The 21,929-nt window shown below is 55.8% G+C and carries 21 protein-coding genes; 15 read left to right on the top strand and 6 right to left on the bottom strand.

All coding sequences use genetic code 11. The features are described from left to right. The first annotated feature begins 33 nt into the window (after positions 1-33). Positions 34-390: a hypothetical protein gene (locus I6I12_RS07290; protein WP_200287587.1), complete on the top strand. Its 357-nt coding sequence runs from the start codon at positions 34-36 to the stop codon at positions 388-390. Here I6I12_RS07290 and I6I12_RS07285 read toward each other — a convergent pair. Together I6I12_RS07285 and I6I12_RS07280 are read right to left on the bottom strand one after the other, a co-directional pair. Further along, positions 354-824, bottom strand: coding sequence for an RDD family protein (locus I6I12_RS07285; RefSeq protein ID WP_200287585.1), 471 nt, complete (start codon positions 822-824; stop codon positions 354-356). The genes I6I12_RS07290 and I6I12_RS07285 overlap by 37 nt on opposite strands. A 9-nt stretch (positions 825-833) precedes the next feature. After that, positions 834-1,565, bottom strand: a complete 732-nt coding sequence (locus I6I12_RS07280) for a class I SAM-dependent methyltransferase (protein ID WP_200287583.1) — start codon at positions 1,563-1,565, stop codon at positions 834-836. Positions 1,566-1,814: 249 nt separating this feature from the next. Between I6I12_RS07280 and rpsA the strand changes: the two genes are divergently transcribed. The 7 genes from rpsA (at position 1,815) to I6I12_RS07245 (ending at position 9,984) form a co-directional block, all read left to right on the top strand. Beyond that, positions 1,815-3,275, top strand: a complete 1,461-nt coding sequence (gene rpsA / locus I6I12_RS07275) for a 30S ribosomal protein S1 (protein ID WP_023021654.1) — start codon at positions 1,815-1,817, stop codon at positions 3,273-3,275. 298 nt (positions 3,276-3,573) lie between these two features. After that, entirely contained in the window at positions 3,574-5,622 is a 2,049-nt protein-coding gene (locus I6I12_RS07270) for a glucose PTS transporter subunit IIA (RefSeq protein WP_200287581.1), read from the top strand. An 81-nt stretch (positions 5,623-5,703) separates the two neighbouring features. Next, on the top strand, positions 5,704-6,312 hold the full coding sequence (coaE, locus tag I6I12_RS07265) for a dephospho-CoA kinase (protein ID WP_200287579.1): 609 nt from the start codon (positions 5,704-5,706) through the stop codon (positions 6,310-6,312). Between the two features lie 67 nt (positions 6,313-6,379). Further along, complete coding sequence (locus I6I12_RS07260; RefSeq protein WP_051138343.1) at positions 6,380-6,742, top strand: DUF4259 domain-containing protein; 363 nt, start codon at positions 6,380-6,382, stop codon at positions 6,740-6,742. A 40-nt stretch (positions 6,743-6,782) separates the two neighbouring features. Next, on the top strand, positions 6,783-8,876 hold the full coding sequence (uvrB, locus tag I6I12_RS07255) for an excinuclease ABC subunit UvrB (RefSeq protein WP_200287577.1): 2,094 nt from the start codon (positions 6,783-6,785) through the stop codon (positions 8,874-8,876). Between the two features lie 131 nt (positions 8,877-9,007). Beyond that, the gene (locus tag I6I12_RS07250; protein WP_023021649.1) at positions 9,008-9,460 is read left to right on the top strand and encodes a universal stress protein; all 453 of its coding nucleotides are present in this window, start codon (positions 9,008-9,010) and stop codon (positions 9,458-9,460) included. Positions 9,461-9,543: 83 nt separating this feature from the next. After that, positions 9,544-9,984, top strand: a complete 441-nt coding sequence (locus I6I12_RS07245; protein WP_005323273.1) for a universal stress protein — start codon at positions 9,544-9,546, stop codon at positions 9,982-9,984. 67 nt (positions 9,985-10,051) lie between these two features. Here I6I12_RS07245 and I6I12_RS07240 read toward each other — a convergent pair whose 3' ends face one another. The 4 genes from I6I12_RS07240 to I6I12_RS07225 form a co-directional block, all read right to left on the bottom strand. Beyond that, a complete protein-coding gene (locus I6I12_RS07240; RefSeq protein ID WP_023021648.1) occupies positions 10,052-11,068 on the bottom strand; it encodes an App1 family protein phosphatidate phosphatase in 1,017 nt (338 codons plus the stop codon). Between the two features lie 20 nt (positions 11,069-11,088). Beyond that, positions 11,089-13,314, bottom strand: a complete 2,226-nt coding sequence (locus tag I6I12_RS07235; RefSeq protein ID WP_200287575.1) for a HelD family protein — start codon at positions 13,312-13,314, stop codon at positions 11,089-11,091. A 157-nt stretch (positions 13,315-13,471) separates the two neighbouring features. Next, positions 13,472-14,488 (bottom strand): DoxX family protein, encoded by a 1,017-nt coding sequence (locus tag I6I12_RS07230; RefSeq protein WP_200287573.1) that lies wholly within the window; start codon positions 14,486-14,488, stop codon positions 13,472-13,474. A gap of 77 nt (positions 14,489-14,565) precedes the next feature. Further along, positions 14,566-15,168: an MBL fold metallo-hydrolase gene (locus tag I6I12_RS07225; RefSeq protein WP_200287571.1), complete on the bottom strand. Its 603-nt coding sequence runs from the start codon at positions 15,166-15,168 to the stop codon at positions 14,566-14,568. A gap of 65 nt (positions 15,169-15,233) precedes the next feature. Here I6I12_RS07225 and uvrA point away from each other — a divergent pair, with 65 nt between their 5' ends. The 7 genes from uvrA to I6I12_RS07190 all read left to right on the top strand — a co-directional run bounded on the left by uvrA (position 15,234) and on the right by I6I12_RS07190 (position 21,912). Continuing rightward, positions 15,234-18,074 carry an excinuclease ABC subunit UvrA gene (uvrA, locus tag I6I12_RS07220; RefSeq protein WP_200287569.1) on the top strand — a complete coding sequence of 947 codons (2,841 nt, stop codon included), beginning with the start codon at positions 15,234-15,236 and terminating at the stop codon, positions 18,072-18,074. Positions 18,075-18,082: 8 nt separating this feature from the next. Beyond that, positions 18,083-18,931 carry a serine hydrolase gene (locus I6I12_RS07215; RefSeq protein WP_234288097.1) on the top strand — a complete coding sequence of 283 codons (849 nt, stop codon included), beginning with the start codon at positions 18,083-18,085 and terminating at the stop codon, positions 18,929-18,931. 270 nt (positions 18,932-19,201) lie between these two features. Then, a complete protein-coding gene (gene infC / locus I6I12_RS07210) occupies positions 19,202-19,723 on the top strand; it encodes a translation initiation factor IF-3 (RefSeq protein WP_080970442.1) in 522 nt (173 codons plus the stop codon). Between the two features lie 36 nt (positions 19,724-19,759). After that, positions 19,760-19,954 (top strand): 50S ribosomal protein L35, encoded by a 195-nt coding sequence (gene rpmI / locus I6I12_RS07205; protein ID WP_023021641.1) that lies wholly within the window; start codon positions 19,760-19,762, stop codon positions 19,952-19,954. 55 nt (positions 19,955-20,009) lie between these two features. Beyond that, positions 20,010-20,393: a 50S ribosomal protein L20 gene (rplT, locus tag I6I12_RS07200; protein WP_005323264.1), complete on the top strand. Its 384-nt coding sequence runs from the start codon at positions 20,010-20,012 to the stop codon at positions 20,391-20,393. A gap of 155 nt (positions 20,394-20,548) precedes the next feature. After that, a complete protein-coding gene (locus tag I6I12_RS07195) occupies positions 20,549-21,001 on the top strand; it encodes a TM2 domain-containing protein (RefSeq protein ID WP_200287567.1) in 453 nt (150 codons plus the stop codon). Positions 21,002-21,108: 107 nt separating this feature from the next. Beyond that, positions 21,109-21,912: a TrmH family RNA methyltransferase gene (locus tag I6I12_RS07190; RefSeq protein WP_200287565.1), complete on the top strand. Its 804-nt coding sequence runs from the start codon at positions 21,109-21,111 to the stop codon at positions 21,910-21,912. Positions 21,913-21,929: the final 17 nt, after the last annotated feature.

The raw sequence follows: 21,929 nt of genomic DNA, 5'->3' as shown, positions 1-21,929 counted from the left end.
ACATGGAGAAACTAGGAAGGGAAATACTGCGCAGTGACTCTGGAAGAGAAAATAAATAAATGGAATCTCCGCTTTTTTGAAAGTTTGTGGGCCATGCAAGTGAATTTCCTTGCAGCCGATATCAATGACCTCGGGCTAGACCAATTCCTTGAAGAGCATAGGGCCTATGGAATCGGGTATGGACTCTTCGCAGTAGCGTATTTTGTGGCAGCCATGAGCATCGCCCGTGTGGCGCCAAACCCTAAGGTCAGGAGATTAACGGCCGCTGGGGTGATGGTCGTTTCCACGGCGCTTGCGTTCCTCTTTCCATCCGAGTGGATGTTTGCTGCGTTGGTTATTTTCGCCCTTGTTTATTACCTCTGGCCACGAAAAGAAGGCGTGTCTATCTGAGGTCGGCGCTCCACCAGGCAATTGGCCAGCATATCGAAGGGAGTTTGGCCAAAAGCGAGCATGCTGATGCTTAAAATTGCCAGTAGCAGGGGCATAACACCCGACCAACCTGAAAGCGTCAGCATTGTTAGCAATAGCCAGGAGTTTCGCAGGCAAGCGGTGAAAAATCCTGGGTGGGTGGCAATGATTTCTAGCTGGAGGGACCACTTACCTAGCGAGGTGGATTTCGCGGCTTCCACCCATACCCGATAGACGTAAAAGACCACGGCGGCGGCAATGGCATTATAGAGTTCTAAGGTCTCTCCAGTAAGCGGATGGTCGGCTGCCGCATTTACTACCCACCGCACCACCATGACGATGGCAGCGGCTAGGAAACTGTCAATCCACCAGGCAATGCCACGTCGTATCAATAAGCCAATCCGGTCCAAAACCATGCCCATAGGTTAGCGGGAATTGCTGCAGACGAAAATAATCGTGCCGGGAAAGATTTCGCCGCGCTCCGGAGACCATTGGCCCCAGGTGATCCTAAGGTCTTGCGGCCACTCGGGTTCAATTATGTCCTCGATAAGGAACGGGCCTTTACTCTGCAGGGCCTGGAACCAATCGGCGATGGTGCGATGAAACTCCGCATACGTGAGGTTGCCATCGCGGTCTTGTTCCAGATAGGCGCGGTCGAAGTAGCTAATATCAGCCGTTAAATCGGTAGGATCATCGGGGAAGATCCAGCGCATGGGATGGGTGACTGAGAGGACAAAACGACCGCCTGGTTTAAGAACCCGGGAGACCTCCTGTAGCGCTAAGTCGAGATTAGCGAGGAAGGGAAAAGCGCCGAACGCAGAGAAAGCAGCGTCGAAGGACTCTGTAGCATAGGGTAGCGACAGCGCATCGGCTTGCGTCAAGGGAAGTGCACCAGCAGCGTGGTTGAGCATGCCGCGAGAGATATCGAAGCCAGTGGCAAAGCGGGCACGCTTTTGGAGCCACTCGGTGCACGGTGCGGACCCGCAGCCAATTTCGAGGACGGAAGAATCCGAGACGTCGCCAAGCAGGTGCACTTGGTCCTCATGGAGCATCTCTGGGCACCAATAGAAGGAAGAAAGATAGTCGGGGTGCTCGGCATGGTAGCTAGCGGCGTCGCCATCCCAGTAGACCTGATTTGCTTGTGATGGGGAAATCACGGTGGGGGAAGAACTCCTTGGAGAAAAAGTTGCGTCTTGTATTTGCCCTTTAAGCTGGACAGATGTAGGGTTGAACGGGCGTGTCTATGCCACGGGTTGTTCTAAGCCGTTGTAGGAAGGCTTTAAGCAATCACGAGGCGGGATCGAATACTTTTCTTTTGCTGCTTTGGGCAGCTTAGCAAGCTTTTTTCGAGAGACGCGCAGTTGTCCAATTTCGATTTCCTACATTTATTCGGAGCATTTCTTAATATGCCATCTTCTAACACCCCGCAGGTTGCGATCAACGATATCGGAACCGCAGAGGACTTCCTCGCAGCTGTAGATGCCACCATCAAGTACTTCAACGATGGTGACATTGTCGAGGGTACCGTCGTCAAGGTTGACCACGACGAGGTACTGCTGGACATTGGATACAAGACCGAAGGCGTTATCCCTTCTCGCGAGCTGTCCATCAAGCACGACGTCAACCCAGATGAGGTTGTCGAGGTCGGCGATGAGGTTGACGCACTTGTTCTCACCAAGGAGGACAAGGAAGGTCGCTTGATCCTGTCCAAGAAGCGTGCGCAGTACGAGCGCGCTTGGGGCGCCATCGAGGAGCTGCAGGCCAAGGAAGAGCCTGTCACCGGTACCGTTATCGAGGTTGTCAAGGGCGGCCTCATTCTGGACATCGGCCTGCGTGGCTTCCTGCCTGCATCTCTGGTTGAGATGCGTCGCGTCCGCGACCTGGAGCCGTACATCGGCCAGGAGCTGGAAGCAAAGATCATCGAGCTGGACAAGCAGCGCAACAACGTTGTCCTGTCCCGCCGTGCATACCTGGAGCAGACCCAGTCCGAGGTTCGTTCCGAGTTCCTGCACCAGCTGCAGAAGGGTCAGGTCCGCAAGGGCGTTGTTTCTTCCATCGTCAACTTCGGTGCCTTCGTCGATCTCGGCGGAGTCGACGGCCTGGTTCACGTTTCCGAGCTGTCCTGGAAGCACATCGATCACCCATCTGAGGTTGTCACCGTTGGTGACGAGGTAACCGTTGAGGTTCTCGACGTTGATCTGGATCGTGAGCGCGTTTCCCTGTCCCTGAAGGCTACCCAGGAAGATCCGTGGCGCGTATTCGCCCGCACCCACGCTGTGGGCCAGATCGTTCCGGGCAAGGTCACCAAGCTCGTTCCATTCGGCGCCTTTGTTCGCGTCGAGGAGGGCATCGAGGGTCTGGTTCACATTTCCGAGCTGGCTCAGCGCCACGTTGAGGTTCCGGACCAGGTTGTCACCGTTGGCCAGGAAGTCATGGTCAAGGTCATCGACATCGACCTCGAGCGTCGTCGTATCTCCCTGTCTGTTAAGCAGGCAGACGAGGACTACACCGAAGAGTTCGATCCGTCCAAGTACGGCATGGCTGACTCCTATGATGAGCAGGGCAACTATGTCTTCCCTGAGGGCTTCGACCCTGAGACCAACGAGTGGAAGGAAGGCTTCGACGAGCAGCGTCAGGCTTGGGAGGCACGTTACGCAGAGTCCGAGCGTCGCTTCAACCTGCACACTGCTCAGATCGAGCGCAACCGCGCCGCAGCCGCTGAGGCTGCTGAGTCTGCAGAGTCCTCCAACTACTCCTCTGATTCCTCTGATGCAGCTCCGGCATCCGAGACTCAGGCAGAGGTTGGCGGCTCCCTGGCTTCCGACGAGCAGCTCGCCGCACTGCGCGACAAGCTCGCTGGCAACTAAAGCTTCCGCTTAGTTCCCTGCTGAGTTTGGAGCTAAGCTTCAAGGCCGCGTTCACTTCGTCATATAGACGGGGTGGGCGCGGCTTTTGTGATCTTTGAGACAGGCCCTGCAAACGTTTGCTGAGCCATTTGAGGTTTTTAAGTGGCTGACCAGCGCAGTTAAGAAGGGGGAGGCAAAAATCTCCTGGCAAGCCCACAAAACGGGCTTTTGTTCATGTGGGAATCCTCTTATACTCAACTATGACGTTATAGCCAGTGCTGCACTGGTTATAAGTGGTATTTGAACTGAGGAGTAAGAAGTGGCATCTACCAAGGACACTTCCGCCCACATCGTTGAAAGTATCGGCGGCGCTGACAATATTACGTCGCTGACGCACTGTGCGACGCGCTTGCGTTTCCAACTTGCTGATGCGGGGAAAGTTGATAAAGGAAAGCTCGACAGCGACCCAGCGGTGCTAGGCACCGTGCCACAAGGCGCCCACGGCTACCAAGTAGTCATGGGTGGCGGCGTTGCTGACTACTACAACGAAATCATCAAGCAGCCCGGTGTACACGCTTCCGGTGAGAAAACGGCGTCCTCCAAGAAGGAGTACGACGGCGTTCGTGGCAAGTACGACTGGGTAGATTACTGCTTCGAGTTTCTTTCTGATACCTTCCGCCCAGTTCTCTGGGCACTGTTGGGCGCCTCGCTCATCATCATGCTGCTGATCTTGGCGGACACCTTTGGTATTCAGGACTTCCGTGCGCCGCTGGATGAGCAGCCGGAAGGCTTCCGTTTGGCTCACGCCATGTTCCAGTCGGTCTTTTACTTCCTCCCGGTAATGGTGGGTGCGACCGCGGCTCAGAAGCTGGGTGCGAACATGTGGGTCTCCGCCGCTATCCCAGCGGCACTTCTTACCCCGGAGTTTTTGTCCCTGGGCGAAGCAGGAGATACCGCTAATGTCTTTGGCCTGCCGTTGGTTATTAACTCCTATGGCTCCCAGGTATTTCCCCCGATTCTGGCTGCAATCGGCCTGTACTGGGTGGAAAAGGGACTGAAGAAGATTATCCCAAGTGCGGTACAAATGGTTTTCGTACCATTTTTCTCCCTGCTAATTATGATTCCGGCAACGGCCTTCCTCCTTGGCCCGTTCGGCATTGGCGTGGGCAACGGCATTTCCTGGGTCCTTTATCAAATCAATGATTTCTCTCCATTCATCTTGGCTATAGTTGTTCCGCTGCTTTACCCGTTCCTCGTTCCCATGGGCTTGCACTGGCCGCTGAACGTCATCATGATCCAGAACATCGCCACCTACGGCTACGACTTCATTCAAGGACCGATGGGCGCATGGAACTTCGCCTGCTTCGGCGTCGTCGGCGCGGTCATGGTCATCTCCTTCAAGGAGAAGAACAATGCTATGCGCCAGGTTTCCATCGGTGCGTTTGCAGCGGGCATCCTAGGTGGCGTGTCGGAACCTTCCCTGTACGGCATCTTGTTGCGCTTCCGCCGCAGCTACTATCGGTTGCTGCCAGGTTGTGCCTTGGGTGGCGCAATCATCGGTCTTTTCGACGTCCGTGCAGAAGCCTTCGTCTTTACCTCGGCGTTGACCACCAGTGCCATGACCCCGCATTTGGGCTATGTCCTTGGTATTACGACTGCATTCCTTACTTCTTTCTTGCTCACCTTGTTCTTCGGCTACCGCACGGCAGAAGAAAAGCAAGCTGACTTGGAGCGCATTGCGCGCGAACAAGGCGAGACTGTTGACGATGCAGCTGCTCGCGCAGAGATGAAGTTCCTTAAGGGCAATGGTACAGACTCCGCGATCGAGGGCGGCGCCGTTCCCGCCAGCTCCGCAGGCGCTGCTGCTGCCGGCGTGGCCACTAAGCAGGCTGGGAAAGATTCTATTGCGCTGGAATCTCCCCTCGAGGGCGAGGCGGTCGCTCTATCGGAAGTTCCGGATCCCATTTTCGCCGCGGCAAAGCTGGGCCCGGGTATGGCGGTCCAGCCGGCGGGCAATGCGGTCTTTGCGCCTGCCGACGGCAAGGTGCTCACCGTTCAAAAGTCTGGCCATGCGGTAGGACTGAGCTTGGACAACGGCGTACAGCTACTCATTCACGTAGGTCTCGACACCGTGGAGCTGGGAGGCGAAGGTTTTGAAGTCCATGTGGAAAAGAAGCAACGCGTTTCCGCAGGCGATAAATTGATTTCCTTTGACCCGGAATTTATCCGCTCCAAAGGCTATAACCTGATTACCCCTGTGGTAGTTACTAACGCCACCAAGTTTGGAACTGTCACCGGCGAGCCTGGCCAGGTTTCCTCGAGCGATGTGTTGCTGCACATTTCTCCAAAGGCGGAGGACGCAGAGTAAAAGAGACGCTTTCTCCTGAATTGCAATGAAGAGCCCCACCATCGCGTATGGTGGGGCTCCTTTTCGCGTAGGGTGGCGACCATGAAACTCATTGGCCTTACAGGTGGCATTGGCAGCGGTAAGTCAACAGTTGCATCCTTGTGCCGTGAACGCGGGTGGCGAGTGGTCGACGCCGATGGCATTGCACGCGACGTTGTGAAGCCTGGGAAGCCTGCTTTATCCGAGTTGGCCGCAGCTTTCGGAGAGGAAATCCTGCTGTCGGATGGCAGCCTTAACCGCAAGGAATTGGCACGCCGGGCCTTTGCGGACAAAGAGCACACTGAGTTGCTGAACTCTATTACCCATCCACGCATCCAAGAGGAGACACAGCGGCAATTTGCGACGGCGCGTGGAGATGGCTGTGACTTCGCCGTTTATGATATGCCGCTGTTGGTGGATAATGGCCTGGACAAAGACATGGACTACGTCATTGTGGTCGATGTGGATCCTGAAGAGCGCGTTCGTCGGCTGGTGGCTTTTCGAGGGATAGAAGAGGAAGATGCGCGCCGTCGCATTGCGGCACAGGTACCGGATGAGGTGCGGCTTGCCGCGGCCACGCACGTCATTGATAATAACGGCACGCTTGACCAGCTACGTGTGCGAACGACTGAGGTCCTGGACCGCATTGAAGCGGAGTCACCGAAGGTTTAACCATTGGGTAGCTAAAGTTTACGCCATTTCGAAGTCTTGTTAACCTGGGCAGCTTAAGCTACCCGCCGTGGGAACGTGGGATACTGGGCCTTTTGATAATCACGCGGCGCGAGAACTACTCGCGAGCTTGCGGGATGGTTCCTTCGATCTCAAAAGCTTTCAGCAATCATGTTCCACAGAGCCTATCGACTCGGATGACGCAGAAACTATGATTGCACTCGGCGCCTTGTTGAAATTAAAGGCTGATGCACTGCCGGAAGGCATCGAGCGCGAGGATCTCGCGCCCCTGTACACGCCGCAGTCAAAGGCTTGGCTGCGCCGCCGCATCAATAGTGCGATGCGGCCCGAGACGTCTTCCGTTTATGCGCTGTGGGAGACCACTGGCGAGTTGGAAGAATGGCTTCGCACCGCGCAGAACTCCTTGCCCTGAACGTAGCTAGGCGCGCCACCTAAACAGTAGAGTAGTGGGTATGGCTTTTGCTGCTGAACATCCCCTTATTCCAAATTCCGAGCACCGCGTTGTCAGCGAGGTCGAGCGCACCCCGGGCGAGTTTCAGGTCGTTTCTGAATATGAACCGGCTGGTGACCAGCCCTCCGCCATCGCAGAGCTCAATGACAGACTCAACCGTGATGAGCGCGATGTTGTGCTGATGGGTGCTACCGGTACCGGTAAATCTGCCACCGCCGCGTGGCTCATCGAAAAGCAGCAGCGGCCCACGTTGGTGATGGCGCCCAATAAAACCCTGGCTGCGCAGCTAGCGAACGAGCTGCGCCAGCTCTTGCCGCATAACGCAGTAGAGTACTTCGTTTCTTATTACGACTACTACCAGCCAGAAGCATATATTGCGCAGACCGATACCTATATTGAAAAGGATTCCTCCATCAATGAGGACGTAGAGCGCCTGCGCCACTCGGCTACGTCGGCACTATTGTCTCGCAGGGACGTGGTTGTAGTCTCTTCCGTGTCCTGCATTTATGGCTTGGGCACTCCACAGTCTTACCTGGATCGCTCGGTAATCATTTCTGTTGATGAGGAGCTGGACCGCGATCGGTTCCTGCGACTGCTGGTGGATATCCAATATGAACGCAATGACGTGGGGTTTACCCGCGGCACCTTCCGCGCCAAGGGCGATACGGTAGATATCATTCCGGCCTACGAGGAACGTGCGGTGCGCATTGAATTCTTCGGCGACGATATCGATTCCCTGTATTACATTCACCCCGTGACTGGCGATGTCATAGAGGAAGTAGATGAGGTTCGCATCTTCCCGGCCACGCACTACGTGGCCGGGCCCGAACGCATGGAAAAGGCCGTGGCAGCGATTAAAGAGGAATTGGCTGAGCGCTTGGAGGATCTAGAAAACCGCGGCAAGCTGCTTGAAGCGCAACGTCTGCGCATGCGCACCGAATACGATCTGGAGATGATCGAGCAGGTAGGTTTCTGCTCCGGTATCGAGAACTACTCCCGTCACGTCGATGGTCGTCCGGCTGGCTCAGCGCCGGCTACGCTACTCGATTACTTCCCAGAGGATTTTCTCACCATCATCGATGAGTCACACGTTACAGTTCCACAGATTGGCGGCATGTTCGAGGGCGATATGTCGCGCAAGCGCAACTTGGTCGAATTCGGTTTCCGTTTGCCGTCCGCAGTGGATAACCGCCCGTTGACCTTTGATGAGTTTGAACAGCGGGTCGGACAAACCGTATACATGTCCGCCACCCCAGGCGATTTCGAGCTTACGTCCTCGGATGGCGAATACGTAGAGCAGGTAATTCGCCCGACTGGTCTGGTGGATCCGAAGGTTACTGTCAAGCCCACCAAAGGGCAGATTGATGACCTCATTGATGAGGTGCGCACTCGCATATCGAAGCAAGAGCGTGTGTTGGTGACCACGCTGACTAAGCGTATGGCAGAGGACCTTACTGACTATCTGTTGGAGCAGGGGATAAAGGTGCGCTACCTGCACTCGGATATCGATACCTTGCAGCGCGTCGAATTATTGCGGCAATTGCGCTTGGGAGAATTCGATGTTCTCGTGGGCATTAACCTTCTGCGCGAGGGCCTTGACCTTCCTGAGGTCTCGCTCGTTGCCATTTTGGATGCGGACAAAGAAGGCTTCCTGCGCTCTACAACTTCGCTCATTCAGACCATTGGCCGTGCTGCCCGTAACGTGTCTGGCGAGGTCATCATGTATGCCGATAAAATCACCGACTCTATGCAAGAGGCAATTGAGGAGACGGAACGGCGCCGTGAGAAGCAGATTGCCTATAACCGGGAACATGGCATTGATCCGCAGCCGTTGCGTAAAAAGATCGCGGATATCCTTGACCAGGTCTATGAAGACGGCGGAGACGAGGAGGCTAATTCCGATCCTTCCGCCATGGTGGAAAAGCGGGATATTTCTAGTATGGCTACCGATGAGGTGCAGGCGCTTATCGACGACCTCTCGGCCCAAATGGGTGCAGCCGCGCGTGAGCTCAAATTCGAGCTGGCCGGCCGCCTACGCGATGAGATTGCCGATTTGAAGAAGGAGTTGCGCGGCTTGAAAGAAGCGGGGATTTAGTTTTCTCCCCCTAAAAGTGTGCTGATTGATTCTGCGGGTGCTTCTCTAAACGGCTGCGCTAGTTATACTGAATAGGTGCCAGAAGCGCCGTTTAGTTGTCACTGTGAAATGGTTCAACTGCAAGGAGAATGATGCTTACCTATAAAAACATTGCCGTCGGCACCGATGGCTCTGAAACCTCCCTGCGCGCGGTTCGCGCAGCGGCGTCCATGGCACGGGCGTACGACGCCAAGCTGATTATTATCTCAGCCTTTTATAACCACGCTGGATCCATGCTTGGCGCTCCGAGGGGCGACGAAGCCGGTCTGCCCGTTGTAAGTGAGGACATGGCTGGGACCTATTTGACCAATGCCACCCGTATCGCCGAATCGGAAGGTGCGGAGCACATTGAAATCGTAGGAAAATCTGGAGACCCAGTAAAAGCCTTGTTAGAAGTAGGCCAGGACTATGATGTGGACCTGTTCGTTGTGGGCAACCGCGGCGTGAATTCCGTCCGTGGTCGAGTCTTCGGTTCTGTGCCAACGGAACTAACCCACAAGTCAACGGTAGACGTCGTCGTAGTTAATACCACCGAGGAACGTTAATCGTTTCTCGTTGTTACACTGGCAGTAATGCCCCTGTAGGCTAAATAAACACACCGGGTACATTCCCACAAAGAAAGGTCATCATGAGCGACTACAACTCGATCGTTGTCGGTACTGACGGTTCTAAGTCTTCCCTCCTCGCTGTAGAGCGAGCAGCAAAGATTGCCGCCGCATTCGATTCCAATCTGATCATCGGTTGTGCTTACTACGAGAACCAGGAGCAGGCTTCCAAGACCCTGCGCCAGGATTCCGTTACCATTTTGGGCGATGAGAAGGCCGAGGCTAACCTGAAGGACGCCAAGGCTCACGCCGAGAAGTTCGGTGCTTCTAAGGTCGAAACCGCTGTTCGCCCTGGTACTCCGGTGCAGGCCCTGATGTCCATCGTCAATGACAACGATGCTGACCTGCTCATCGTGGGTAACCGCGGCATCAACTCCCTGACCGGCCGCCTGCTGGGCTCCGTACCTGCAGACGTTGCTCGCCAGTCGGACTGCGACGTGATGATCGTTCACACTGTCAGCTAAATGTGGTGATTGAACCCGCCTTGGTCTTGTTAAAGAGGCCAAGGCGGGTTTCGTCGTTAAGCGCTGCTTACTCCGTGGGGTGCGCGGCGTTGAAGGCTGCGGCAAGGGCACTGCCGTTTGCGCCCTGAATCAGTGGGATTGTGAAATGGCCCTCTTCATTGGCATCTGCCAGGGGGCTCAGGGAGCCATGCGAGAGCAGCTGCTCCTGCGGGCTTAGATTGCGGATGATCACGGAGTGAATCCGGTCCGGGTGCTCGTTAGCCACATCGCCGTAAGTCAATGGATCGTGCTGTCCGTCATCGCCGATCAGGATCCATTGCATGTCCGGGTAAGCAATGAGTAGATTGCGTAGCTGAACCCGCTTATGTTCTTGTCCGCTGCGGAAAAGGCCCGTCTCAGTTGGGCCCCAGTCCGTGAGCAGCATGGGGCCTGCGGGGAAATTATGATGGGACAGGAATTTTTTCAGCGAGCCAAAAGTATTCCATGCTCCCGTAGAAAGATAGAACACTGGGGCCTTTGGGAATCGCTGTTGCAGCTGAGCATAGAACTCGGCCATTCCAGCAACGGCCTGTCGCTTGCTGGGGCGCTTAGCCCAAGAGTTCCACGCCGCTGTCAACGCACGTGGCAGCCACGTAACTAAAACCGTGTCATCAATATCGCTGATGATGCCAATCTTGGCGCTCGGATCCACGATGAGCACCTGGACTTCCACGGCTTGCGCGTTGGCGGCCTCGATCGTTGCCGTATGCCAACCAGGTTCTAACCCATGTTCGTGAACGAGGATGTCAACGTACCCGTTGCTATTGGTTGTGCCCGCGACGGTCTTTTCACCAATAGTCACTGAAATGTCGTGGTTTCCCACCTGAATAGTAAGAAACTGCTGGTAGCCGCGTTCACCCCAGGAATCCTTTTTGCCTTCATCAGGATCGTGCATGAGTACGCGGCCAACAACCCTTACTTGCTCGGTGGTGCCATACCCGGTATAGCCCACAATCTGGGGCTTCCATCCCCGCCGTAGAGAACGCTTCAAAGTAAAGGTGTTCAGCGAGCTTTCAGTTTTGCGCGCAATGTCAGATAAGGCCATGGCCTAAAGCTTACGGGAGCCTAAAGAACTTCGCCGCAGTCACCGACGAGGGTAAGCGACTGGGTAGCACGAGTGATGCAGACATAGAGATTCTGCAAACCCTGCGGGGAGGCATCGACGATCCTCTGCGGATCGAGTACCACCACATGGTCAAACTCTAAGCCTTTAAAGCGTTCTGCCGTGGCGGCGTCAATAACTGCTGTGAGCCTGCCGTCTGCCTCCCTGTGTACACCAGGGGTGTAGCTGCCCTGTGCAAGTCGGCGCACCTGCACGCCATCACGGATGGCTGTAGCCGGGATGGCATCAGGGTTAATCATCTCTAATAGTCCATTAGCCAGCTCAGTGATGGGCTGCGGGGTGCGATAGTTGACGGTGAGAAAATGGTGGCGGAAGCGCTGCGCCACGAACGGCTCCAGAGCCTCGCCCCAATCATCAACACCCGCCGGTGAGCCGGTCTGGGAAGTATCGCCCACCAAGGTCATCCACCGTGAAGGGCAACGACGAAAGAGCATCCGCCACTCCATGGGAGTTAATTCCTGGGCTTCGTCCACGATGATATGACCATACGCCCACGTATGGTCTTCGCGGGCGCGTTGGGCAGTGGTGCGCTTATCGCGTACCTCCTGACGGTGTGCCAAGGTCTCGGCGTCGATGACATCATGGGCAGAAAGAATTTCCGCTTCAAACATGTCATCGTCATTATCTGTGGACTCGGAAGAAGACAAGATATCTAGGGCGTCTTCTGCTTCTGCCACTTGTTCGCGCCACGCAGCATCATCGGCTGCCTTCTTTTCCTCAGGGTTGGGCAGGCCGATGAGGACGGCTAGCTCATCTAGGAGGGCGGCATCCGAATCTGTCCATGCTCGCCCTTGTTCTCGGTAGAGCGCCTCTTGAGTTTCATCGTCGTACCCGCGGGCAGCAGAGGCAATGCGCTCAGGTGAGGAGAATAGGCCAGCAAGCACGTCGGTGGGGTGGAGCTCGGGCCAGAACTCATCGATCAATGCAGTAACGGCCGTATCTTCTGCAAGGTCATCGTGGAATTGATCGATATCGGCGCGCGAAAGGAGGTTCTTCCCGCCGAGCGGATCCGCCCCGACCTTTTCAGCCATCTGCAATGCAAGGTCTTCTACGAGGTGCTCAATAAAGGCACCGCGAGCCTCATTGTGTGGCTTTCGCGAGCGCCGGGCCCGAGTGCGGGCTCTTTTCACCATGCCGGGCGTAACGCTTAAGCTGAGGCCATCAATTGCCAGCTCGCATGGGGCGGCAGGAAGAAGCTGATAGTCCTTGACCGCGGTGGAGAGAATCTCCACCATGGCGGCACTACCTTTGATTTCGCGAGCGACGAGGTCTTCCTCGTGTTCTGGTTCGATTCCGGGGAAGAGCCCGCCGATGGTTGATAGCACCACGCCAGTCTCGCCCAGTTCTGGCAGCACCCGTGAAATATAGTCCAAAAAGCTGCTATTAGGGCCCACGATGAGGACACCCGTGGCAGAAAGTAGTTCGCGGTGGGTATAGAGCAGGTAAGCCACACGGTGCAGAGCAACAGCGGTCTTACCCGTACCTGGGCCGCCTTCTACTACCATGACGCCGCGGGTGTTATCGCGGATAATCTCGTCTTGCTCTCGCTGGATGGTCTCCACGATTGACGCCATGTGGCCGGTACGTGCCCGTTGCATGGCGTGATAGAGCGCCGATTCGCTCGCGACGCCTGCTTCTTCTTCTCGCACACCGGGGCCGGAAAGTACCTCATCGTGTATTCCGGTGACGGTGCGTCCCTTGGTGCGAATTTGGCGACGGGTGTGGACGCCTTCCGGCTGGGCCGTGGTAGCGAGATAGAAAGGCCGCGCCATGGGGGCACGCCAGTCTAAAAGCAGTGTGCGATAGTCATCTTCGCGTGCATCTAGTCCCATGCGGCCGATGTAGCGGCGGTCTAGGCCTTCGGGGGTGGGATTATCGCCGGGGGCGTCGATATCAATGCGGCCAAAGACCAGGCCCATTTGGGCCACATTGAGACGATCAAGTTTCGCCTGCAGCCCGTGGTATTCGGTTTCTCGGCGCACCAAGGCGTCCGCGTCCGGCGTGGAGGGATCTACATCCGCCTGTACCTCATTAAGCCTTTTATTGGCTGCCGCCACCTCATCGTCGAGGCGCGAAAATAGTCCGTCCACATAATCTTGCTCAGTAGCGATGGCTGTGCGCTCCGAGGAACCTGCAGCCGCCGCGTGCCTATTGGATGCTGAGTTCACGTGACTCCTTGGTAATTGGACGTTGATGGGGATGGGCCGGGCACGCTGTCCGGCAAGGGGAGAGATGAGTTTAGACCCTGCCATGACAAAGAACAACGGCCCAGCATAAGGCTGGGCCGTGTGTCACTGCCGAGTTATTCGGCCGCAGAAGTTGTGGCTACTTAGAGCGCTTTTCCAGCTTCTTGATTGCTGCCTCAATCTTCTTATTTGCCTCTTTTTGCAGCTTCTCAGCATGCTTGGAAGCCTTCTTGCTTGCGCGCTTGGACTTCGCACCATCCAGCTTGGCGACGGCCTTATCTGCACGTGCCTGAGCCTTGGTAGCGGCCTTTACAGCACCGGTACGGGCGGTGTCGCGATTGGCTTGTGCGGCCTCAAGCCAGTCACGCTTGTTATCTTCAACATAGGTCTTGGCATTATCGACAGAGTCCTCAATGAAGGACTTTGCGTTGCCCAGCAAATCGCGGCCAGACTCCTGCCAATCGTCCTTATTGTCTTCAACATAAGTCTTGGCATCGTCAACGTAAGACTTTGCGGTATCGAGCAACCCGCGGCCGGTGGACTGCCAGTCATCCTTGTTGTCATCTACATAAGCCTGTGCCTTTGCAGAGGTTTCGTTGATCCAGTCGCCGGCCTTGGTGGAAACCTCGTTGGCACGGGCGGAGAGCTCTTCGCGCTTCTGCTCGGACTCAGACTTGGTAGGCAGCGCCTGCTGAATTTTCTTGTTCGTGCGCTGACCAGCCTTTTGTGCGCGCCAACGAAGGGAAGGCTTGCCCTCGGTGTCCTGGGTAGCGATAAACAAGGCGCCGAGCAAAGCGGTATTGGTAAGGAAGCCGTTGCGGCGAGTTTCCTTGTCTTCCTTGTTATCTGCAGCCCAGAAGTTGTTCTTAGCAATCAAGTTGGGCAGAGTTGCGGCGGCCAGAACCGCAGCGGAGGTGCGCGGTGCCTTGCCCAGAGCCAAGGTGGAGCCGGCGCCTACCTTAGCGCCGCCAATAGCGCGGGTAACCAGTTCCGGGTCATTGGGAATATAGCCCTGGTACTCAGAAGGAACGGCCTTGCGCACGCTCTTGAGGAAACCTTCGGTTTCCTTTACATGCTCGGACGCGTTGCGCAGGTTGTCTACGCCTTCCCATACAAATACAGATGCCAGCATGGGGCGGGCAAGCTTGCGAATCATAGTCCTTAAAGCTCCTTAGCTCGTTGTTTTAGACCTATCGTGTGCTAGACCATTGTACGCGGAAATTGGCCACTGGATCACCAGCGGCGCTCCCACCAGTCTTCCAGCTTGGGGCGCTCCTCGCCCAAGGTAGTGGACTTGCCGTGACCGGGGCGCACGATCGTATTGTCCGGGAACTCATCAAAGATGCGCGCGGTGACGTCCTTATACAGGCGTACGAAGTCACCTTCAGAGGTGGTCTTGCCCAAGCCGCCCGGGAAGAGTGAATCGCCCACGAAAAGATTAATTACGCCATCGATGTTTGTAACTAGTGCGGCGCCGCCTGGGGTGTGGCCGCGCAAGATGATGATGGGGAGGTCGAGGCCCGCGAACTTGATGGAGTCGCCTTCGCGGAGCTCAACGTCTACCTCGGCTGGGATAGCCGGAGAATCAAGGAAGGACGCGTAGTGGATAGCGCCGGTCTCAGAGAGAACCTCTTTGAGTGCGCGTACGTGGTCCCAGTGGCGGTGGGTGGTTAGTACCGCGGTGATTTTAACGCCGGCCTTCTGGGCCATGTCGAGGAGTGCGGGGGCGTCATCGGCGGCGTCGACAAGCAAGCCTTCTTCGCCCGCCTGCAAAAGGTAGCAGTTATTGTCCATCTCGGACACAGAAATCTGATGTAACTGAAGCTCGTTAGTCATGTGTCCCAGCCTACGGGTACATTCGAGGGAAGATTGCAATCCCTAGTACTGGAGGTCTGAGCACAGTGGCTGATCGTTTGGTGGTGCGCGGTGCCCGCGAGCACAACCTCAAGGGCGTGGATATCGATATCCCTCGCGATAAAATGGTTGTTTTTACTGGTCTTTCCGGATCTGGTAAATCTTCGCTGGCTTTTGACACCATCTTCGCAGAAGGCCAGCGCCGCTACGTAGAATCCTTGAGTTCTTATGCCCGCATGTTTTTGGGGCAGATGGACAAGCCTAATGTGGAGTTTATTGACGGTCTGTCACCCGCAGTGTCTATCGATCAAAAGTCCACCAACCATAATCCGCGTTCTACGGTGGGCACGATTACGGAGATCTATGATTACCTGCGTTTGCTCTTCTCCCGTGCCGGAACGCCACACTGCCCAAAGTGTGATGCCGTAATCGAGCGCCAAACGCCACAGCAAATCGTCGATGCCGTGCTGGCGCTGGAAGAGAAACTGAAGTTTCAGGTGCTCGCACCGGTGGTGCGCAAGCGCAAAGGCGAGTTTGTTGATCTCTTCCAGGATTTGTCCGCTCAGGGCTATTCCCGCGTCCGAGTGGACGGGGAGACCTATCAGCTAAGCGATCCGCCCAAGTTGAAGAAGCAGATCAAGCACAATATTGAGGTAGTGGTTGATCGCCTGCAGGTAAAGGCCTCACAAAAGCAACGCTTAACGGATTCGGTGGAAACAGCGCTGCGCTTGGCAGATGGTCTAGTCACCATTGAGTTCGTGGATAGGGAAGAACTCACCCATACCTATTCGGAGAAGGCGGCCTGTCCGAATGGCCACACGTTGACCATTGAAGAATACGAGCCCCGTGCCTTTTCCTTCAATGCTCCGTTTGGCTCCTGCCCGGTGTGTGATGGCCTGGGTACCAAATTGGAAGTTGATGTTGATCTGCTCATTCCGGATCCAGATGCTCCAGCTGTAGATGCCATTCAACCGTGGCACTCCAGCCCCAATTCGCGCTACTTTGTCAAGTTAGTAGAGGGTTTAGGCAAGGCTATGGGGTTTGACCCCAAAACTCCGGTGAGTGAATTAACCGAGGAACAGCGCCACGCGCTGATCTATGGCACCGATGAGGAAGTCCAGGTTCGATATAAGAACCGTTACGGGCGCCAGCGTAATTGGACCGCCCCATTTGAAGGCGCTACCGGGTTTATTCACCGCAAGCTGGAAACTACCGATTCTCAATCCCAAAAGGATCGCCTGCTGCAATATACCCGCCGCGTGCCGTGTAGCACCTGTAAGGGCACCCGGCTGAAGCCGGAGATCTTGGCCGTCCGCTTGGCCTCTACGACTCACGGTGAGCAGTCCATTGCCGGGCTTTGTGCGCTCTCTATTGAAGACGCCTCTGAGTTCCTAGACTCCCTGGTGCTGGGGAACCGTGAGGAAATCATTGCCGGGGCAGTGCTTAAGGAGACTCAAGCCCGCCTGCGTTTCCTCCTGGACGTCGGTTTGAATTACCTCACGCTCGATCGCGGCGCGTCCACGCTTTCCGGCGGTGAGGCGCAACGTATCCGTCTGGCTACTCAGATTGGCTCCGGCTTGGCAGGGGTTCTGTACGTGCTCGATGAGCCATCCATTGGTCTGCACCAGCGTGATAACCAGCGACTCATCAAAACCCTGCAGCGGCTGCGCGATATCGGAAACACCCTCATTGTGGTCGAACATGATGAGGACACCATCCGTGAATCAGATTGGCTCGTCGATGTAGGCCCGCGTGCGGGCGAATATGGCGGCGAAGTGGTCTACCAAGGCGAACCATCCGGAATCGAACAGGTAGAAGAGTCCCTCACCGGACAATACCTTTCCGGCAAGAAGGGGCTCGCCGTACCGGACCAGCGCCGAGAGATTGATAAGGACCGCACCCTAAAGGTGGTTGGTGCTCGGGAGAATAATCTCAAGGGTATCAACGTGGAAATCCCGCTGGGAGTGCTGGTATGTATTACTGGTGTGTCTGGCTCGGGTAAATCCACCGTGGTCAATGAGATTTTGGCTAAGACTTTGGCCAATAAACTTAACCGCGCCCGCCAGGTTCCCGGCCGTGCCAAGCGCGTCGAAGGTGTGGAGCACCTAGATAAGCTGGTGCAAGTTGACCAAAGTCCGATTGGCCGTACCCCGCGTTCTAACCCGGCGACCTACACGGGTGTCTTTGACAAAATCCGTAACCTTTTTGCCGAAACCCAGGAAGCAAAAGTCCGCGGCTACAAGGCTGGACGCTTCTCCTTTAATGTCAAGGGCGGGCGCTGTGAGGCGTGCCAGGGCGATGGCACCATCAAAATCGAGATGAATTTCCTTCCAGATGTTTATGTGCCGTGTGAGGTGTGTGAAGGAGCACGCTATAACCGCGAAACCTTGGAGGTGCACTACAAGGGCAAAAACATTGCCGAGGTTCTAGACATGCCCATCTCTGAGGCAGCGGACTTCTTTGAACCCATCAACTCCATTCACCGCTACCTTGCCACGCTTGTCGACGTCGGCTTGGGTTATGTACGCCTTGGCCAAGCTGCTACTACGCTTTCCGGCGGCGAGGCGCAGCGCGTCAAGCTAGCTTCCGAGCTGCAAAAGCGTACCAACGGTAGGACGATTTACATTCTGGATGAGCCGACTACTGGACTGCACTTTGAGGATATTCGCAAGCTGATGCTGGTTATCCAAGGCTTGGTGGACAAGGGTAATTCGGTGCTTGTTATTGAACATAACCTTGATGTCATCAAGGCAGCGGACTGGATTGTTGATATGGGCCCGGAAGGCGGTGCGGGCGGCGGTACCGTTGTGGCGCAGGGAACCCCTGAAGACGTTGCGCAAGTAGATGGCTCCTATACCGGTGGCTACCTAAAGGGCATGTTGAAGTAGGGCAAAGCGTGAAAAATATCCGCCTTGTAGTTAGCCTGCTCGCAGCTCTCGGTCTGTGTACCATGAGTGCCTGCTCTAGCGACCCCAAGATAGAAGATGCCCCAGTGTCAACGACTACCTCTGCGGTGCCGGATCCAGCTGAGGTGCGTGCTCAGCTTGACCGTGCGGTGGACAAAACCGCAAAGAAGTATCATGCAAAGGTAGGGGTCGCCATTTCCGCAGGTGAAGACACTTTTGCGTCGGGCGATAAAGGCGAGGGGCCAGTGTGGTCCACCATCAAGGTGCCCATCGCCATTGCGGCGCTTAAAGACGGTGCGGATAAAAGCTTGGTGGACTTGGCTATTAAGGAATCTGATAATGATGCCGCTTTTGCCTTGTGGTCGCAGGTGCAATGGCGCGAGGGTTCGGCAGAAAATGCGGTCAAAGCTTTACTCGACGACTACGGATCACACGCAGATATTCACGACTCCGCTTTTGGCTATTCCACGTGGCCGTTAAAGGACCAAGCAGTATTTGGCGCTGAACTGCCGTGCATTCCAGAAGCGGACTACGTCCACAAGGTACTCAAAGACATTGTGTCTTGGCAAAGGGTAGGCCTGTCTGCGCAGCCGCGAACCCGTGCGAAAAGCGGTTGGGGCTTGGACGAGGAAGAAAACGAGTACACCTACCGTCAATTCGGAGTTCATGAGGTAGATGGAAAGCGCGTGGGAGTAGCGCTATCTGTGGTGATGGACGGAGAGGACTACGCCGATGCCGAACCAGCGGTTAAGTACCTCGCCCATCAGCTGGTAGACATCGTGGATACTGGGGTAGATGCAGGGGACATTAAAGCAGTCACCCATTGTAAAACCCGCTAGGAGCGTAGCAATTTGGTAGGAGTGGAAGGAGCTGCTATTGTCAAAGGCACTACCGCCCATGACGCCTTGTCGAGGTTCGTGGGTCACAAGCGGAGTTTCTCCCACCCGATGCCACGAACACGCTTCGTAGGATAAAGGTAAAGGTAACCAAGCATTCACGCTTGGCACTGTGAGAACTCCCGGCTGTCTATGGCAGACCGGGTTTGCCTCGTTTGTGGTCCCGGTAGGTGAACTACTTACTCATACACCCCCTAATCGAGGAGAACCACAATCAGCGCTGAAGCTCGCATCAATGAGCGTATCCGAGTACCCGAGGTCCGTTTGGTAGGCCCCGGTGGTGAACAGGTGGGCATCGTCCGTACCGATGATGCTCGCAAGCTTGCATACGAGGCTGACCTTGACCTAGTCGAGGTAGCTCCGAAGGCAAAGCCCCCAGTGGCCAAGATCATGGACTACGGCAAGTTCAAGTACGAGCAGGCTCAGAAGGCTCGCGAGGCCCGTAAGAACCAGCAGCAAACCGTGGTGAAGGAACAGAAGTTCCGTCCGAAGATCGATGATCACGATTATGAGACCAAAAAGGGTAACGTAGTCCGCTTCCTCGAGAAGGGATCCAAGGTCAAGGTGACCATCATGTTCCGTGGTCGTGAGCAGTCGCGTCCGGAGCTCGGTTTCCGCCTCTTGGAGCGTTTGGCTGATGACGTTGCTGAAGTTGGCGTCGTTGAGTCGCGCCCCAAGCAGGATGGTCGCAATATGACCATGGTCTTGGGTCCGGTTCGCAAGGGCAAGAAGTAGACCAGATTCCACGTAGGATTTAAGGACTTAATACTCATGAAGCAGAAGACCCACAAGGGCACCGCAAAGCGTATCAAGGTGACCGGTTCCGGCAAGCTGCGCCGTGAGCAGGCTGGCCGCCGCCACCTGCTGGAAGGCAAGCCGTCCAAGCGTACCCGCCGCCTGAAGGGCACCGAGGCAGTCGCAAAGCCTGACACCAAGCGCGTAAAGCGTCTGCTCGGCCGCGCTTAGTAGCGCCGAATCAACCCACATCCGCCATCACAATCTGAATTAAGGAAGTATCACTGTGGCACGAGTAAAGCGCTCAGTTAACGCCAAGAAGAAGCGTCGCGCGATTCTGAAGTCCGCTAAGGGCTACCGCGGCCAGCGTTCCCGCCTGTACCGTAAGGCGAAGGAGCAGTGGCTGCACTCCATGACTTACGCTTACCGCGATCGCCGTGCCCGTAAGTCTGAGTTCCGTAAGCTGTGGATCCAGCGCATCAACGCTGCTGCCCGCATGAACGACATCACCTACAACCGCCTTATCCACGGCCTGCGCCTGGCTGAGATCGAGGTTGACCGCAAGATCCTCGCTGAGCTTGCTGTTAATGACTTCGAGGCATTCTCCGCACTGTGCGAGGCTGCCAAGGCTGCTCTGCCTGAGGACGTAAACGCTCCTAAGGCTGCCTAATCATTAGAGCTTTCGTGCCCGCATTCTCCGGCCTTGTTAACCGGGGTATGCGGGCATTTTGGTTTTCGTTACCTTTGTTTAACTAGGGTGCTCGGCCTCACATGCTAGATTTATCCCAGACCCCGTGAAAGCCGAGACCCAGGAGAACATTTCCTATGACGAATCCAAACGGAGACTACCAACCTGATAATGGCGAGTACTCTGGCCCGTCCGATTACAATAACCAGGGTCAGCAGTACAACCCTTATAACCAGCAAGCTAACTACCAGCCGCAGTATGGCCAAGGCTATGCACCGCAACCCAACATGGGTGCTTACCCGGTGCAGCAACAGTATGTGGCTCCGGGCCAGCAGAAGTCGTGGATCGCCACCTTGCTATTGTGCTTTTTCCTAGGCTCTTTCGGCGCACACAACTTCTACACTGGCCGTACGACTTTCGGCGTGTCACAGTTGGTGCTCAATATCTTGGGCTGGGCTACCTTCTGGTTCTTGCTCGGATTCGCCTTCTGGGCCATCCTCGGTCTTTGGGTGTTTATTGAGTTCATCATGATCATCGCCGGTGCCGGTGATTACGACAAGGACGCCCGCGGCGTCCCGCTCGCTAAGTAGAACTCGCCTATACAATCCTGTTGCCGTGCGGCAGCAGGATTTTTCGTTCCTATAAGGGACTCAGGGGCGAGTCTGAGAAGAGAGAATTGGCAGGTAGGGTAGTAGCCATGAATTTGGATTTTGACTCTGCCTTTACTGAACGCACTCCGCGCATTGTTAACGCAGCTAAGCTGCACCGTGCGGCTAACCGGAAGAAGGCGAAGCAATTCCTCATTGAGGGAGAAAATGCGGTAGACGCGGCGGTATCTACCGGCGCTGCAGTCGACGTTTTTGTTACTGAGAAGGCGGCAGATCGTTTTGGTGACATCATCACTGCATGCGGTTACATGGGAGTGTACGTCCATCCCATCACCGATAAGGCGGCTAAGCATCTTTCCGATACAGCCACGACTACGGGACTCTTTGCGCTTTGCAATCCGGTGCTCTGGTCCGCGGGCAAAATCCTGAACGGCAAACCAAGCCTCGTTTCCGTTCCCGTGCTGACTTCTGAGCCGGGCAATGCCGGCACCTTGATTAGAACCTCGGATGCAATGGGCGCCGATGGTGTCATCTTCGCGGGTGAGACCGTTGATCCCCTCAGCTGCAAAGTAGCGCGCGCTTCGGCCGGCTCGCTGTTTCACGTACCTGTAGCGCGGGACCCCAATATTAAAGACGTGTTGGGTCAGCTGCGTAAGTCGGGCATGCAGATTGTGGCAACTGCTGCCGACGGTGAAGTGGACCTAGCGGAGGCAGACCTGTCTCAGCCAACAGCGTGGCTATTTGGCAATGAGGCACACGGGCTCGGCGAGCTGCTGGAGGAAGCAGACATGCGGGTCCGGATTCCACTGCGTGGACGCGCAGAATCTCTTAACCTCGCAACTGCCGCAAGCATTTGTCTTTATGAGTCGGCTAAGGCGCAAGCGGATAACTAGTGTGACCCGAATGAAAA

The sequence above is a fragment of the Corynebacterium kefirresidentii genome (genome assembly GCF_016599755.1).
GTDB classification, from domain to species: domain Bacteria; phylum Actinomycetota; class Actinomycetes; order Mycobacteriales; family Mycobacteriaceae; genus Corynebacterium; species Corynebacterium kefirresidentii.
The sequence above is the reverse complement of the archived record's forward strand: the minus strand, read 5'-3'. Positions and strand labels throughout refer to the sequence as shown.